Annotated in this window: 13 protein-coding genes and 1 pseudogene; 11 read left to right on the forward strand and 3 right to left on the reverse strand. The window is 64.0% G+C overall.

Annotated elements, in window-relative coordinates:
* Positions 1–21 precede the first annotated feature (21 nt).
* From X750_RS144420 to X750_RS144410, 4 genes are all read left to right on the forward strand, one after another.
* On the forward strand, positions 22–1,311 hold the full coding sequence (locus X750_RS144420) for a D-arabinono-1,4-lactone oxidase (protein WP_023704655.1): 1,290 nt from the start codon (positions 22–24) through the stop codon (positions 1,309–1,311).
* A complete protein-coding gene (locus X750_RS144415) occupies positions 1,308–2,618 on the forward strand; it encodes an alanine racemase (protein ID WP_156932422.1) in 1,311 nt (436 codons plus the stop codon). Before X750_RS144420 ends, X750_RS144415 begins: the two co-directional genes overlap by 4 nt.
* A complete protein-coding gene (locus X750_RS0133315) occupies positions 2,500–4,098 on the forward strand; it encodes an aldehyde dehydrogenase family protein (RefSeq protein WP_023748101.1) in 1,599 nt (532 codons plus the stop codon). Before X750_RS144415 ends, X750_RS0133315 begins: the two co-directional genes overlap by 119 nt.
* Before the next feature lie 49 nt (positions 4,099–4,147).
* On the forward strand, positions 4,148–5,800 hold the full coding sequence (locus X750_RS144410; protein WP_023691361.1) for an FAD-binding dehydrogenase: 1,653 nt from the start codon (positions 4,148–4,150) through the stop codon (positions 5,798–5,800).
* Between the two features lie 239 nt (positions 5,801–6,039).
* On the opposite strand, the gene dgoD is transcribed toward X750_RS144410, so the two are convergent.
* The gene (gene dgoD / locus X750_RS144400) at positions 6,040–7,188 is read right to left on the reverse strand and encodes a galactonate dehydratase (RefSeq protein WP_023714596.1); all 1,149 of its coding nucleotides are present in this window, start codon (positions 7,186–7,188) and stop codon (positions 6,040–6,042) included.
* Between the two features lie 7 nt (positions 7,189–7,195).
* Positions 7,196–7,885 (reverse strand): FadR/GntR family transcriptional regulator, encoded by a 690-nt coding sequence (locus X750_RS144395; protein WP_245259915.1) that lies wholly within the window; start codon positions 7,883–7,885, stop codon positions 7,196–7,198.
* Positions 7,886–8,130: 245 nt separating this feature from the next.
* On the opposite strand from X750_RS144395, the gene X750_RS144390 reads away from it, so the two are divergent.
* From X750_RS144390 to X750_RS144380, 4 genes and pseudogenes are all read left to right on the forward strand, one after another.
* The gene (locus X750_RS144390; protein ID WP_023748102.1) at positions 8,131–9,120 is read left to right on the forward strand and encodes an arabinose ABC transporter substrate-binding protein; all 990 of its coding nucleotides are present in this window, start codon (positions 8,131–8,133) and stop codon (positions 9,118–9,120) included.
* 70 nt (positions 9,121–9,190) lie between these two features.
* Positions 9,191–10,702, forward strand: coding sequence for an L-arabinose ABC transporter ATP-binding protein AraG (gene araG / locus X750_RS144385; protein WP_023748103.1), 1,512 nt, complete (start codon positions 9,191–9,193; stop codon positions 10,700–10,702).
* Between the two features lie 11 nt (positions 10,703–10,713).
* A pseudogene (araH, locus tag X750_RS01000000163205) lies at positions 10,714–11,659 on the forward strand (L-arabinose ABC transporter permease AraH).
* Between the two features lie 25 nt (positions 11,660–11,684).
* Positions 11,685–12,464 (forward strand): SDR family oxidoreductase, encoded by a 780-nt coding sequence (locus X750_RS144380; protein ID WP_023748104.1) that lies wholly within the window; start codon positions 11,685–11,687, stop codon positions 12,462–12,464.
* A 62-nt stretch (positions 12,465–12,526) separates the two neighbouring features.
* Here X750_RS144380 and X750_RS144375 read toward each other — a convergent pair whose 3' ends face one another.
* Positions 12,527–13,474 (reverse strand): GlxA family transcriptional regulator, encoded by a 948-nt coding sequence (locus X750_RS144375; protein ID WP_023702129.1) that lies wholly within the window; start codon positions 13,472–13,474, stop codon positions 12,527–12,529.
* An 86-nt stretch (positions 13,475–13,560) separates the two neighbouring features.
* Here X750_RS144375 and X750_RS144370 point away from each other — a divergent pair, with 86 nt between their 5' ends.
* The 3 genes from X750_RS144370 (at position 13,561) to X750_RS144360 (ending at position 16,317) form a co-directional block, all read left to right on the forward strand.
* A complete protein-coding gene (locus X750_RS144370; RefSeq protein WP_023691357.1) occupies positions 13,561–14,268 on the forward strand; it encodes a DJ-1/PfpI family protein in 708 nt (235 codons plus the stop codon).
* Positions 14,269–14,389: 121 nt separating this feature from the next.
* Complete coding sequence (locus X750_RS144365) at positions 14,390–15,124, forward strand: FadR/GntR family transcriptional regulator (protein ID WP_023668124.1); 735 nt, start codon at positions 14,390–14,392, stop codon at positions 15,122–15,124.
* Entirely contained in the window at positions 15,121–16,317 is a 1,197-nt protein-coding gene (locus tag X750_RS144360) for a PLP-dependent transferase (RefSeq protein ID WP_023712132.1), read from the forward strand. The genes X750_RS144365 and X750_RS144360 overlap by 4 nt, the downstream gene beginning before the upstream one ends.
* The last annotated feature ends 21 nt before the right edge of the window (positions 16,318–16,338 follow it).

A 16,338-nucleotide genomic window follows, 5' to 3' on the forward strand; every position in this document is an offset into this window, starting at 1 on the left:
CCGGCGCCCCAGGGAGGCATCGTGGGAGAGGCTATCAGCCAGTGGAGCAATTGGTCGGGCTATGTCACGGCCACGCCGCAGGCTTTTGCCGAACCGCAGAGTCTCGATGAGCTGAGTGGTGCCATTCGCAACGCGCCGGGACCAGTTCGATTTGTCGGCACGGGCCATTCCTTTACGCCGCTGGTCAAGAATGACGGCACCATCCTGTCGCTCGACCGCTTCGAGGGCCTGAGGTCGCACGATCCCGAAAAACTGACGGCGCGGGTCGGCGCCGGCACCAAGATCGGCGCGCTGGCAAAGCTGTTGCACGGCGTCGGCCAGGCGCTGCCGAACATGGGCGACATCGACAAGCAGGCGTTCGGCGGGGCGCTGGGCACCGCCACCCACGGCTCGGGCATCACGCTCGGCGCTTACCATACCCAGCTCGAGGCGATGCAGATCGTCGACGGGCGTGGCGCCGTGAAAGAGTTCGACCGTGCCAAGAGCCCCGACATGATCGAAGCCATGGGCGCTTCGCTCGGCGCTTTCGGCGCCGTCACCGAAGTGACGATCCGCAACGTGGCGAGTTACCGGATGCGGCACCGCCGCTGGACGGCGCCGATTGCCGATGTGCTTGCGCAATTCGAAAGCACCATGACGGCGCATCGTTCGGCCGAGTTCTACTATGTGCCGTTTTCCGGCCAGGCGCTGCTGATTGCCAGCGACATCACCGAGGCGCCGGCGACGGTGCGTCCGCCGACGGAAGACGACGATGCGGTGACGACGCTGAGAAAACTGCGCGACTATCTCAGCTGGCTCCCTTGGCTGCGCCGCCGTCTCATCGGCTCGGCCTTCGCCAAGGTGCCGGCCGAGGATTATATCGAGGAGTGGCTGAAGGTCTTCACCTCCGAGCGCAACGTCAAGTTCAACGAGATGGAATACCACCTGCCGTTCGAGGAAGGGGCGGCCGCACTCAGCGAAATCATTGCGCTGCTCGAGACGCGGTTTCCAGAGGTCTATTTTCCGATGGAGGTGCGCGTCGTCGCGCCCGACAATGTCTGGCTCAGCCCCTTCTACAAGCGCCCAACCTGTTCCATCGCCATCCATCACGGCGTCGAGCGCGATCCGATGGCGTTCTTCAACGCCGCCGAGCCGATCTTCAGGAGGCGCGGCGGCCGCCCGCATTGGGGCAAGATGCACAGCCTGACATCAAGGGAATTGAGCGCGCTCTATCCGCGCTGGAACGATGCGATGGCGGTCCGCCGCGAGATGGACCCGGACAACCGCTTCGTGTCGCCCTATATTGCCAGGCTGCTCGGCGTCGCGGCATGAGCCTGACCGACACCTATTTCGCGGAAATGTCGGGCGCGCTCAGGGCAGCCGGGATCTTTCAGCCTTGCCTGGTGCTCGATCTCGACCGGCTCGATCACAACATCGCTGCGATCAAGGCGAAGTTCGCCACGGGCCTCGATCTGCGCCTCGTCGACAAGTCGCTGCCATGCCTGCCGCTGATCGACCATATCCGCGCGGCGTTTGCGACCGACAGGCTGATGACCTTTCATCTGCCGATCAGCGCCGAGATGCTGAAAGTGTTTCCCCAAGTCGATCTCCTGTTGGGCAAGCCGATGCCGGTTGCCGGCGCCAGGCACGCGCTGACGAAGGGCGTTCTCGCCGGGCTCGGCGAAGCTACGTCGCGCATCGTCTGGCTGATCGATACCGAGGAGCGGCTGGCCGCCTATGGCTCGCTTGCCGCCGAGCTCGACCGCGAGCTGCGCGTCTGCTTCGAGGTCGATGTCGGCCTTCATCGCGGCGGTATCAGCGATCCCGACTCACTGGCCCGGGCAGTTTCCGCGTTGGCGAATTACCCGCGGCTGAAATGCGAAGGCGTCATGGCCTACGAGGCGCATATCGGCCATATCCCCAAACTGCTGGGAGGACCGGCCAAGGCGCGCGTCAAGGCGATCAGCCTGTTTCGCCAGTATGTCGCTTGCCTTGCCGCCGACCAGCGCAAGATCCTAAATCTTGGCGGCAGCAGCACCGCATTGCTCTATGACAGCTGGGTCGGCGCCAATGAATTGTCCATCGGATCGGCTTTTATGCTGCCGACCGATTTCGATGTGCCGAGCCTCAGCCAATTGCGGTCTGCCGCATTCATCGCGACGCCGATCCTGAAAGTGGTCGATGTCCAGGCGCCGGGCCTCGACCAGCGCTCCTGGCTGCTGCAGAAGCTCGGGCTGTTGCCGCGGCGCGGCTGTTTTCTCTATGGCGGAAAATGGATGGCGAAGCCCGTCCATCCCGTGGGGATGAAGACCGACAAGACGTTCGGCTTTTCGACCAATCAGCAATTCATGGCGCTGCCCGACAACGTCAATGTCGGGCCTGACGACTACGCCTTCCTGCGTCCGACGCAGAGCGAATTCGTGCTACAGCAGTTCGGTTCGATCCAGGTCTATTCCGGCGGGAAATTCGTCGAGCAATGGGCCGCACTGCCGTTTTTCGTAGAGCAATTCCAGGAAAAGTGTGAAGCGGTTTTCCGTCCGGAATTGCGNCAAGGATCACATCCGCGAGGTCGCCGAGGCGTGGGTCAAAACCGCGACGCGCAAGAAGGGCATCCCGACCGGCTCGCCGCTGGAAGGTGAGGAATGGCTGGCTGGCCCGGCGGCGCTGATGGATGGCTGCAACCAGTTCATCCACACGCTGAGCCTGATGGAGGGCAAGAAGTTCCTTGACAGTCTGCCGGTTCGCACCTTGCCCAACGGACAGGTGGCTGTGACGGTGGTTCCGAATTCGCTCTGGGACAAGGTGCTGTTCACCGGGCTGAAGGCCGAGATCTGGATGCAGCCCGGCGTGACCAAGGCGAACCTCGCCGCAAACACCGCCTCGGCCTATGACGCGCCGCGCACCAGCCGCAAGGGCAAGATCGGCCTCGTGCTCGGCGCCGGCAACGTCGCCTCGATCGCGCCGCTCGACTGCCTGCACAAGCTTTTGGTCGAGCACCAGGTGGTTCTGCTCAAGATGAACCTAGTCAACGACTATCTGATCGATTTCCTGCGGCCGGCGCTGCGGCCGCTGATCGAATTCGGTGCGCTGCGCATCGTGCGCGGTGGCGCCGATGTCGGCGCGTATCTGTGCAACCACGATCTCGTCGACGACATCCACATCACCGGTGCCGCCGCCTCGCATGACGCGATCGTCTGGGGGCCTGGCGAGGAGGGCCGCAAGAACAAGGCGGCGGGCACGCCACGCAACAGCCGGCGTATCACCTCGGAGCTTGGCGGCGTGGCACCCACCATCGTGGTGCCCGGTGCGTGGTCGGATGCCGATATCGCCTACCACGCCGAACTGATCGCTACCCAAAAGCTCAACAATTCCGGTTTCAACTGCATCGCCTGCCAAATGCTCGTGTTGCCCGAAGGCTGGGGCAAATCCGATGCGCTTTTGGCAGCACTCGAAAAGGTGATGCAGAAAGCCCCGTCGCGCCCGGCCTATTATCCCGGCGCGACCGAGCGCCTCGCCGCCTTCGAGGCGCATGCCGACAGCGTACAGAAATTCGAGCGGCCCGGCGGGCCGGCCTGCGTGGTGGTGCCGTTCCGGCCGGGCACGGATACCTATCTCGAAAATGCCGAGGTGTTCGCGCCGGCGCTCAGCGTCATGCGGCTGCCGGCGGGCAATGCGGAATCCTATCTGCGCGCCGCTGTCGCCTACGCCAATGAAAAGCTGCACGGCACGCTTGCCGCCAACATCCTCATCCATCCCAGGACAATCGCCGAGATCGGCCGGCAGCGCTTCGAGGAAATCATTGCCGAACTGCGCTATGGCGGCATCGGCATCAATTCCTGGAGCGGCGTTCTGTTCGCGCTGCTGCGCTCGACCTGGGGTGCTTTCCCTGGCCACACGCTCGACGACGTGCAGAGCGGCATCGGCGTCGTCCACAACACCTATTTGTTCGACAGACCGGAACGCAGCGTGCTCGAAGCGCCGTTCCGCATCATGCCGAAGCCGGCCTGGTTCCTGACCCACAAAGGGGCACACATGGTCGGCCGCCTGATCACCGAGTTCAACTACCAGCCGAGCCTCCTGAAGCTGCCGCGCATTATCTGGAACGCGCTGCGCGGCTAGCAACGAGCATCCGATCTCGAAAACAAAAGCCGGCACAGGAGCTACGACAATGGCTGACGCGGACGCAATCATCGTTGGCGGCGGGCTGGCCGGCCTGGCCGCAGCCGCGGAACTCGGCGATGCCGGAAAGCGCGTGATCATCGTCGAGCAAGAGGGTGGCGGTTTTCTCGGCGGCCAGGCATTCTGGTCGCTCGGCGGCCTGTTTTTGGTCAACACGCCCGAGCAGCGCCGCCTGCGCATCAAGGACAGCCGCGACCTCGCCTGGCAGGATTGGCTGGGTTCTGCCCAGTTCGACCGGCCCGAGGACCATTGGCCAAGGAAAGTGGCGGAAGCCTATGTCGATTTCGCCGCCGGCGAGATGCGGCCGTGGCTCTACGCCATGGGCATGCGCTGGTGGCCGGTGGTCGGCTGGGCCGAGCGCGGCGGCGCGCTGGCCAATGGCCACGGCAATTCAGTGCCGCGCTTCCACCTGACATGGGGCACTGGGCCGGGCGTGGTCGCGCCGTTCGAAAGGCGCGTGCGCGAGCACGTCGCCAAAGGGCTGATCACTTTGAAATTCCGTCATCAGGTCAGCCGGCTGATCAAGACCAACGGCGCGGTCACCGGCGTCGCGGGCGAAATCCTGGAGGCATCCGATGTCGAGCGCGGCAAGCAGTCGAGCCGCACGGCCGTCGGCGATTTCGACCTTTCGGCCGGTGTCGTGATCGTCACCTCCGGCGGCATCGGCGGCAATCATGAGTTGGTTCGCAAGGTCTGGCCGGTCCGGCGGCTGGGGCCAGCGCCGAAGCGTATGGTTGCCGGCGTGCCGCACCATGTCGACGGCCGCATGGTGGCGATCACCCAGGACGCCGGCGGGGCCGTCATCAACGCCGACCGCATGTGGCACTATGTCGAGGGGATCAAGAACTGGAATCCGATCTGGCCGAACCACGGCATCCGCATCCTGTCGGCGCCGTCGCCGCTATGGTTCGATGCTCTGGGACAACGCATGGAGGCGCCGTTCTTCCCGAGCTTCGATTCGCTTGGCACCTTGAAGCGTATCCTGTCGACGGGACACGATTATTCCTGGTTCGTGCTGAGCAAGACGATCGCTTCGAAGGAGTTCGTGCTGTCGGGTTCGGAGCAAAACCTAGACTTTACGGCCAAGGATTGGCGGGCCGTGCTGAAGAACCGGCGCGGCGGCAAGGCGCCACCATCGGTGGCAGCGTTCCTGGAAAAGGGCGAGGACTTCGTCGTCCGCGACAACCTGGCCGACTTGGTCGCCGGCATGAACGCGCTGTCAGGCGACAATCTGCTCGACTACGACCGGCTCAAGGCGCAGATCGTGGCGCGCGATCGCGAGGTCGACCATGCCTATACCAAGGATGCGCAGGTCACAGCCGTCCGCGGCGCCCGCAACTACATTGGCGACAAGATCTTCCGGGTGACCAAGCCGCACAAGATACTCGATCCCAGGCACGGGCCGCTGATCGCGGTGCGCCTCAACATCCTGACGCGCAAAACGCTTGGCGGCCTGCACACCAATCTCAATTCGCAGGTTCTCGACGGCAATGGCGAACCCATTGCCGGGCTCTATGCGGCAGGCGAGGTGGCCGGCGGCGGTGGCGGCGGCTATCACGGCTACAATGCGCTGGAAGGGACATTTCTCGGCAGCTGCATCTTCTCCGGCAGGAACGCAGGCCGGCACGCCGCGGGCAGGTGACGCGGCTGGCGGGCCAAGAAAAGGTCGATGAGAACAGGACATCCGCCATGTTCCATGGATAGCGACTGCTTTCGATCGCTTGCGGCAACCCAGGCGGTCAGCGAGTTGCGGCTTGCCGGCGCCGACGGTTCCCATGCGCTGGTGCTCGGCGCTGCGGCCCATCAGAGGCCTGCGTTACGCTGGCGCCACCGCGAAATCGAACCCGAGGTCCTGAAGGCCTGGCCGCAAGGTCGGCCGAGCTACCACTCGGCGAAGGAGCCGTCCTTGTGACGCCAGACCGGGTTGCGCCAGCGGTGGCCTTCCTTGGCGCGTTCCTTGACGTAGTCCTCGTCGATTTCGACGCCGAGGCCGGGACCATCGGGGATTGCGACATAGCCATCCTCGTAGCGGAAGACGTCCTTGTTGGCGGCATAGTCGAGCAAATCGTTTGCGGCGTTGTAGTGGATGCCGAGGCTCTGTTCCTGGATGAAGCAGTTGTAGCTGACGGCATCGAGCTGCAGGCAGGCGGCAAGCGCGATCGGCCCGAGCGGGCAGTGTGGCGCCACCGCAATGTCATAGGCCTCGGCCATCGCCGCGATCTTGCGGCATTCGGTGATGCCGCCGGCATGCGACAGGTCCGGCTGGATGATATCGACGGCGCCTTGCTCGAACACCGACTTGAAATCCCAGCGGCTGTAAAGACGCTCGCCGAGCGCGATCGGCGTCGAGCCCAGCGCTGCGATCTCCTTCAGCGCCTCGCGGTTTTCGCTGAGCACCGGCTCCTCGATGAACATCAGCCGGTAGGGTTCGAGCTCCTTGACCAGCATGCGCGCCATCGGCCGGTGGACGCGGCCGTGGAAATCGACGGCGATGCCAATGTTGGACCCAACGGCCTCGCGCACCATGGCGACTCGTTCGACAGCCGCATCTATTCTGTCATGGCTGTCGACGATCTGCAGTTCCTCGGTGCCATTCATCTTCAGCGCCTGAAAACCGCGCGCCACCACTTCCCTGGCGCCATCAGCCACTTCCGCCGGCCGGTCGCCGCCGATCCAGGAATAGACCTTGATGCTGTCGCGCAGCTTGCCGCCGAGCAGTTCGTGCACAGGCACGCCGAGCGCCTTGCCCTTGATGTCCCACAGCGCCTGGTCGATGCCGGCAATGGCGCTCATCAGGATCGGCCCGCCGCGGTAGAAGCCGCCGCGATGCATCACCGTCCAATGGTCCTCGATCAGGCGCGGGTCCTTGCCGATCAGATAATCGCCAAGTTCCTTGACCGCTGCCTCGACCGTCAGCGCACGGCCTTCGACCACAGGCTCGCCCCAGCCGGTAACGCCGGCATCAGTCTCGATCTTCAGGAACAGCCAGCGCGGCGGGACGATGTAGGTGGTGAGCGAGATGATTTTCATGCTGGTCTCAGTTGTTCTTGAGTTTCTTGGCGCTGACCAGGTCGCGCGCCGCAAGGTCGAGGATCCGGCCTGCCGCCGCACGCGCCGCCGCGGCATCGCGCATGCGCAGCGCCTCGACCACCTCACGGTGCGCCGCCACCGCTTCCATGCGCCGGGCGAGCGAAATGGTCGCCGTTGCTTCGAGCGAGAATTTCAGCCCGGTGTCGATCAGATTGCCGATCTGGCGGAAGATCGGGTTGTGGCTCGCGGCATAGACGATCTGGTGGAAGGTGATGTCCGAGCGCGAGAAGGCGGCGAGATCCTCGCCGGCATTGGCCATGCCGCGCCAGGCGGCTTCGAGATCGGCGATCTCCTGCAGCGTCGCACGAGTCGCCGCCAGTTCAGCTACCAGAGGTTCGATGGCGCGGCGCGTTTCGAGGATGGCGTCGAACAATTTGTCGTCCAGCGCATGCGGCGCGTGCCAGGCCAGCACCTGCGGGTCGATGATGTTCCAGTTGTCCTGTTCACATACAACCGTGCCGATGCGCGGTCGCGACAGCACCAGCCCCTTGGCGGCCAGCACCTTCAGCGCCTCGCGGATGACGGTGCGGCTGACGCCATATTCGACGCCGAGTTCGTTTTCGGTCGGCAGGGACGAGCCGGCGGGATAGCGTCCGGAAAAGATGTCTGAGGCAAGCGCCTTGGTCACATCGGGCATGACGCGCGGGCGGCGGGTGTCGCCTGATGCCTTCTTCGAAGTTTCGGTCACCTCAGCCCTCCTCCAAGGCGGCGAAACCACTGATCTCGCGTCCCCGGCCTTACCGGATGCGGATGATTTGCGCCAGCGATCCCTGGTCAGAGCATGTAGCTCAATTATCATACCAGATCAATTGACGAGTATGATAAAAAGAATTAGAGACTCTGCATCCGGGCTGAGCGCCCGGCCATCGCTGGGAGGTAATCATGCGACTTCTGAAGACCGCGCTCGTCGCGGGCGCGCTTGCCGTGCTGTCCGTCACGACCATCGCTGCATATGCTCAGGACACCAAGATAGGTTTTATCGTCAAACAGCCCGAGGAGCCGTGGTTCCAGGACGAATGGAAGTTCGCCGACCAGACCGCCAAGGAGAAGGGTTTTACCCTGGTCAAGATCGGCGCCGAGGACGGTGAGAAGCTGATGTCGGCGATCGACAATCTCGGCGCGCAGGGCGCGCAAGGCTTCATCGTCTGCACACCTGATGTGAAACTCGGCCCCGGCATCGTCGCCAAGGCCGCCGCCAACAATCTCAAGCTGATGACCGTTGACGACCGTCTGGTCGGCGCAGACGGCAAGGCCCTGGAAGACGTGCCGCATATGGGCATTTCGGCGACCAAGATCGGCGAGGCCGTCGGCCAGGCGATCGTCGACGAAATGAAGGCGCGCGGCTGGAAGGCCGACGAGGTTGGCGCCATCCGCGTCTCCTATGATCAGTTGCCGACCGCCGTCGACCGGGTCGAAGGCGCCATCTCGGTGCTCAAGGCCAACGGCTTCAAGGCCGAGAACATCTTCGACGCACCTCAGGCCAAGACCGACACCGAGGCTGCGCTGAATGCGGCGACGGTGGTGCTCAACGCCCATGCCGACATCAAGAAGTGGGTCTCCTTCGGCCTCAACGACGAAGCCGTGCTCGGAGCCGTTCGTGCTTCCGAAAGCGTCGGCATCCCGGCCGAAAACGTGATCGGCGTCGGCATTGGCGGCGCGGATTCGGCGATCAACGAGTTCAAGAAGCCGACCGCCACCGGCTTCGTCGGCACGGTGATCATCTCGCCGAAGCGTCACGGCTACGAGACTGCGCTCAACATGTATGACTGGGTCGCCAACAACAAGGAACCCGAGAAGCTCATCCTGACCGCCGGTGCGCTGGCCAAGCGCGGCGACTACCAGACGGTCCGCAAGGGTCTCGGCATCGAATAATCCTCCCTGTACAAACAGGCAGCGGCTCACAGTCGCCGCCTGTTTGGCATGGCAAAAGGATAGGCGCCCCATGTCCTTTCTCGACTTCTCGGAAATCACCAAGACCTATCCGGGCGTCAAGGCGCTGTCGGACGTCTCGTTCGGCGTCGACAAGGGCGCCGTGCACGGCCTGATGGGCGAGAACGGCGCCGGCAAATCCACGCTGATCAAGATCCTGTCCGGCGACCAGCATGCCGATGACGGCGAGATCCTCATCGACGGCAAGATGCAAGCCTATGCAACGACGCGAGATGCCTTCGACAATGGCGTCATCGTCATCCACCAGGAACTGCAGCTGGTTCCCGAGCTCACTGTTGCCGAAAACCTCAGCCTCGGCCGCTTCCCCGCCAACGCCGGCATCATCGCCCGTGCCAGGATGCTGGACGATGTTGGCGCCAAGCTGAAATCAGCCGGCATCGACATCGATATCAGCCGCAAGGTCAAGACGCTGTCGATCGGCGAGCGCCAGATGGTCGAGATCGCCAAGGCGATCATGCTCGACGCGCGCGTCATCGCTCTGGACGAGCCGACCTCGTCATTGTCGTCGCGCGAAAGCGAAATCCTGTTTGCCCTGATCGACCGCCTGCGCGGCGAGGGCAAGGTGATCATCTATGTATCGCACCGGCTGGACGAAGTGTTCCGCCTCTGCGACAGCCTGACCGTGCTGCGCGACGGCAAGCTCGCGGCGCACCATGCGTCGCTGAAAAACGTCACACGCGACCAGGTGGTCGCCGAAATGGTCGGCCGCGAAATCTCCGATGTCTGGGGGTTTCGCCCACGCCCGGCCGGCGATGTCCGGCTGAAGGTCGACGCTGTTTCCGGAGTAAAACTGACGACGCCTGCCAGCTTCGAGGCAAGGGCCGGCGAGATCGTCGGCTTCTTCGGCCTGATCGGCGCGGGGCGCTCGGAACTGATGCGGCTGGTCTTCGGCGCCGACCGGCGCTCAGGCGGCACCATCAGCGTCGACGGCAAGGTCGTTCATGCGACCGATCCGCATGACGCGATCCGCGCCGGCATCGTTTTGTGCTCGGAAGACCGCAAGCATGACGGCATCATCCAGGGCCGCTCGATCGAGGAGAACATCAACATCTCGTCGCGGCGTCATCACACGCGCTTCGGAATCTTGAACCGCGCCAGCGAGATCGCCGCCGCCGAGACCTTCATCAAGAAACTCAAGGTGCGCACGCCGTCGCGCAAGCAGGACATCATCAACCTCTCCGGCGGCAACCAGCAGAAGGTCATTCTCGGCCGCTGGCTGTCGGAGCAGGGCGTGCGCGTGCTTATCGTCGACGAGCCGACACGCGGTATCGATGTCGGCGCCAAAGCGGAAATCTACGAGTTGCTCTACCAGCTTGCCGAAGACGGCATGGCGATCGTCGTCGTCTCGTCCGAACTGCCGGAAGTGATGGGCATTTGCGACCGTATCCTGGTGATGTGCGGCGGGCGCATCAGCGCCGAACTCGCCCGCGACCAGTTCGCCGAAAAAGCGATCCTGGCCGCTGCTCTTCCCGATCAGAAAACCCCCGACGCGATCGCATCCTGAGGATCTTTACCATGACCGATCAGTTGAAGAAGATCCTGCTCGGCGAACAGGGCCTCGTCGTCATCTTCATCGTCGCCTTCGTGCTGGTGTCGCTGCTGGTGCCGAACTTCCTCACCGACCGCAACATGCTCGGCCTGCTGCAGTCGGTGGTCACCGTCGGCATTGTCGCCTGCACGATGATGTTCTGCCTTGCCGCGCGTGACTTCGACCTCTCGGTCGGCTCCATCGTCGCCTTTGCCGGCATGGTCGCGGTAATGGCGTCGAACTATACCGGTTCGATCCTGCTCGGGCTTCTCGCGGCAATCGCCTGCGGCGCCTTGGTCGGCTTCATCAATGGCGTCGTCATCGCCAAATTCCGCATCAACGCGCTGATCACGACGCTTGCCACCATGCAGATCGTGCGCGGCCTTGCGCTGATCGCATCCGATGGCCGCGCCGTCGGCATCAACAGCCCGGATTTCTACCAGCTGGCGCTATCCAAGCTGTTCGGCATTCCGACGCCGGTCTGGGTCCTGGCCGTGCTGTTCTGCATCTTCGGTTTTGTCCTCAATCGTACCGTCTTCGGCAAGAACACGCTGGCCATCGGCGGCAACCCGGAGGCCTCGCGCCTGGCGGGCGTCAATGTCGACTGGACGCGCATCTGGATCTTTGCTCTGCAAGGCGTGGTCTGTGGCATCGCCGGCATCCTTTTGGCGTCGCGCATCACGTCGGGCCAGCCCAATGCGGCGGTCGGGCTTGAACTCTCGGTCATCTCGGCCTGCGTGCTCGGTCTCGCTTGCCGGCGGCCGCGCCACCATGTCGGGCGTCATCGTCGGCGTGCTGATCATGGGCATTGCCGAAAACGCCATGAACCTGCTCAACATCCCAGCCTTCTACCAGTACATTGTGCGCGGCGTGATCCTGCTGCTTGCCGTTTTGCTCGACAATCTGCGTTCGTCGGCACTGGGCCGGCGCTGATCCGTCTTCCAGTGGAGTGACAGCCATGGCTGAGCGCCTGTCCGGCAAACGCATCTTCCTCACCGGCGCCGCGCAAGGCATCGGGCTTGCCATCGCCGAGGCCTGCCTGGCCGAAGGGGCAAAGCTGTTCCTGGTCGATCGCGACGGCGCGCTGCTGGACAAAACGGTCGCCGGCCTTGCCGCACCGCAGGGCCATGTCGGACATACCGCAGGCGACATCAGCGGCGGGGCCGCGATTGCCGCTGCCGTCAGCCGGGCGACCGACGCGATCGGGCCGATCAACGCGCTGATCAACAATGCCGGGATGAATGTGTTCTCGACGCCGCTCGAGGCGACCGAGGAGGAGTGGAATCGCAATTTCGATGTCAACGTCAAAGGCGCCTGGAACTGCGCCAAGGCGGTGCTGCCGGCAATGATCGCAAATGGCGGTGGCGCGATCCTCAACATCGCCTCGACGCACAGCTTCACCATCATCCCTCATACCTTCCCCTATCCCGTGGCCAAGCACGCGCTGCTTGGGCTGACCAAGTCGCTGGCGCTGGAATATGCCGGGCAGGGCGTGCGCGTGAACGCGCTGGCGCCCGGTTATGTCGAGACGCAGAAGGCGACCGACTATTGGAACAGTTTTGCCGATCCGGTTGCGGCGCGCGCCAAGACGCTGGCGCTGCATCCCGGCGGCCGCATCGCCTCGGCGCGCGAGATCGCGCTGGCCGCTGTGTTCATGATTTCTGAGGAGTGCCCGTTCATGAACGCGGCGACCCTCGTCGTCGATGGCGGGCTCAGCCAGCTACAGCATCCCGCCTGAACGCTGGAGAGGCTCTATTTCTACGGCGTCGACCGCCGGCCTAATGGCGCAAGCAGTCGCGATCAGAAACGCTCGCGATAGGCGCGCGGATTGGTGCCCAGCACGCGCAGAAAGCCGCGCCGCATGGTTTCTTCCGAGCCGAAACCGCAGCGGCGGGCCGTCTGGTTGACGGGCTGGCCCCGCTCCAGCATCCGTCGCGCCGCCTCGATCCGGATCTCCTCGATCGCGCGGGCGGGTGTCCGGCCCGTGGCCTCGCGATAGCGCCGCGAGAAGCTGCGCGGGCTCATATTGGCGTGGTCGGCCAACTGCGTGAGCGACAGGTCGCCGGCCAGATTTTCGAGGATCCAGCCATGCAGCCGGTCGAAGCGCCCGTCGCCTTGCTGCAGCTTGAGGGTTTGGCTGAACTGCGCCTGGCCACCGGGACGTTTCAGGAAGACCACCAATTCGCGCGCCACGGCAAGCGCCGTGTGCCGGCCAAGGTCGGCCTCGACGAGGGAGAGGGCGAGATCGATCCCCGCCGTTACGCCGGCGGATGTCCAGACATTGCCGTCGCGGATGAAGATCGGATCGGGTTCGAGGCGGACCGCGGGAAAGCGCCGGGCGAACTCCGCGCAGCGTCCCCAATGGGTCACCGCGCGGCGGCCGTCGAGCAGGCCAGCCGTCGCCAGCAGCATGGCGCCGCTGCAGACGGAAGCGGTTCGGGTGGCATCGCGCGAGCGACCGGCGATCCACTGGACCAGCACGGGATCGTCGCAGGCCGCGTTGACGCCCCATCCTCCGGGGACAAGCAGCGTGTCGATCTTACCTCCGTGGGTTGGCAGCACTGCTGCCTCCAGCACGAGACCGGCCGATGTCCGGATGCGCGGTGAGGCGGCGACGACCACGACCTCGTAAGGAGCCGGTTCGCCGGCCTGCCTTTTGAAATCATTGGCGCTGGCAAAGACCTGCAGCGGTCCGCTGACGTCGAGGAGCTGGATGTCGGGATAGGCAAGTACTTCGATACGGCGCATTGGTTTGGCCCGAAGCGAGGGATGAATGGCAATCGTGCCAAACCATGATGCCGTAGATTGCCGGAAGTCAACCCACGGAGATTTCCATGCCCCTTCGTTTCGGCATCCTCGTATTCCCCGACGTCCAACAACTCGACCTCACCGGCCCATACGAAGTCCTGGCATCGGCCAAGGATGCCGAGGTGGAACTGATCTGGAAGGATCGCAACCCGGTGACGTCATCGACGCGCCTCTCGCTGACGCCAACCGCGACCTTTGACGATTGCCGGCCCCTCGACGTGCTGTGCATTCCTGGCGGGGGCGGGGTCAACGCGCTGCTGGAGGACCAGACAGTCCTCGATTTCGTGTGGGAGCGCGCGGGGCAGGTGCGCTACATCACCTCCGTTTGCAGCGGTGCCCTGGTGCTTGGGGCGGCCGGACTGCTGAGGGGCAAGCGCGCGACCACGCACTGGTATGCGCATGATTTCCTTGAGGAGTTCGGAGCGATCCCGGTCGACGAGCGTATCGTCGAAGACGGCAAGCTCATCACCGCCGGCGGCGTCACTTCGGGGATCGACTTCGGCCTGGCGCTGGTTGCGAGGCTGCTTGGACAGGAGGAGGCCGAGATCGTGCAGCTCTCGCTCGAATACGCCCCGGCTCCTCCCTTTCGGTCCGGCACGCCCGCCGAGGCGTCGCCTGCGGTGCTGGCGCAGGCAAAAAAGCGCCTCTCTGGTTCGAGGCGGGTTCGCGAGGCAATCTTCGCTCGCTGGCGCGAGGCTCGCGCCGCCGCTGCGCCAGCGCGCATCCACGGCTGAAGCAGCAAGGCCGAAGGTGCATCCCCTGGCCCTTCGGCCTTGCTGCGTTTCCACTGTTGACAGGTCCCTTCGTCTGTGCAGAAATTGGTTGGACCATTGAACCACTTCGGTAATAGCCCCGGTGACCGAATTCAGCCTTCCGCCGATCCAGACGACGGCCCGCGACGACGCGGTGCTGAAGGCGTTGGCCGGCTTCGTCATGCGCGAGAAGCTGGAACCCGGTGAGAGGCTGCCGACCGAACGCATCCTCGCTGAGCGTCTGAAGGTCAGCCGCAACACGGTGCGCGAGGCGCTGACGCGCTGGGAAGGGCTTGGCCTGGTCGAGCGCCGGCAGGGCTCGGGCACCTATCTCAAGGCCGCCGTCTCGCTCGACATGCTGCACATGCCGCTGACGCTTGCCGGCGGCAATGATTTCACCGGCCTGATGCGCACGCTGGAAATCCGCCGTGCGCTGGAAGCGGAAGCCGCCGCCCTTTGCGCCATTCGCGCCGACAAGGACGACCTCGCCGAGATCGAGCGCAAGCTCGACATCATGGAGGAAGAGTTTCTCAGCCGCGCCGGCATGTCGTCGGAAGAGGACTGGGAATTCCATCAGGCGATCTACCGCGCCTGCGGCAATCCGCTGTTCGAGCAGATTATTGCCGCCATGCACGAACTGTTCCACCGCTTCTGGGAACATCCGCTCGGCGTGCGCGATTTCGGCCACGCAAGCTTTCCCTACCACCGCACCATGTTCGACTGCATCGCCGCGCACGATCCGGAAGGCGCCCGGGCCGAAGCGCTGAAGCTGATCGCCACGGTCGAGGACGATTTGAAGCGCGGCGCCGCCAACCTCAAACTTTCGGTCCGCACATGAACGAGCACAGCTTCGACCCAGGCATTTCCGGCAGCGACTATCTCGCCGAGGCGGCGACGCTTCTGGCGCATGACGACCCGTTCCCCGGCAATGCGGTGGTGCCGCCGATCTACCAGACCTCGCTGTTCACCTTCGCCAGCTATGCCGACATGGCCGACACCTTTGCCGGGCGCAGGAAACAGCCGATCTATTCGCGCGGCGACAATCCGACGGTGATGGAATTCGAGTCGCGCGTCGCAGCGCTTGAAGGTGCTGAAGCCGCACGTGGTTTTTCGAGCGGCATGGCTGCGATCAGCGCGACGTTGCTGGCTTTCGTCGGCGCAGGCGAACGCATCCTTGCGGTGCGCAATTGCTATGGCGACGCCTACCGACTGTTCGAGCGGCTGTTTCCGCGCCTGCATATCAAGGTCGACTATGTCGACGGCTCCGATCCGGATGCGGTGGCCGCGGCACTTCCCGGTGCGAAACTGCTCTACCTGGAAAGCCCGACCTCGATGATGTTCGAGCTGCAGGATCTCGAACATCTGACGCGGCTGGCGAAAGAGCAGGGCATCGTCACCACAATCGACAATTCCTGGGCGACGCCGGTGTTCCAGAAGCCGATCCTGCACGGCGTCGATCTGGTGCTGCACTCGGCCTCGAAATATCTCGGCGGCCACAGCGATACCGTCGCCGGTGTGGTGGCGGGCTCGGCCGCCCATATCAAGCACATCAACGACCAGACCTACTCGCAGCTTGGCGCAAAGCTGTCGCCCTTCGAGGGCTGGCTGCTGTTGCGCGGCCTGCGCACGCTGCCGCTGAGACTGCCGCATCACATGAAGAGCGGGCTCATCATCGCCGAGCGCTTGAAGGCGCATGACAAGGTCGAGCGGGTCAATCATCCCGCCTATTCCAACCATCCCGGCAAGAAGACGCTTGCCGGCTATGCCGGGCTGTTCTCCTTCGAGGTGACGGAGGATGTCGACATTCCCGCTTTCGTCGATGCGCTGAAATTTTTCCGCATCGGCGTCAGCTGGGGCGGTCATGAAAGCCTCGTCGTGCCGGCAAAGGCCTCGCTCGAGCAGACACCGGGTCTCAATTCGATGGCGCGCTTCGGCGTCAGCCCCCGAACCATCCGCTTCAATGTCGGATTGGAAAGCGTCGAAGACCTCTGGGCCGACATCGGCCAGGCCTTCGACAAAGCAAAAAAATGACTGGGTTCAAAATGGGAGTTC

It is taken from the genome of Mesorhizobium sp. LNJC391B00, from assembly GCF_000502535.1.
GTDB lineage: Bacteria > Pseudomonadota > Alphaproteobacteria > Rhizobiales > Rhizobiaceae > Mesorhizobium.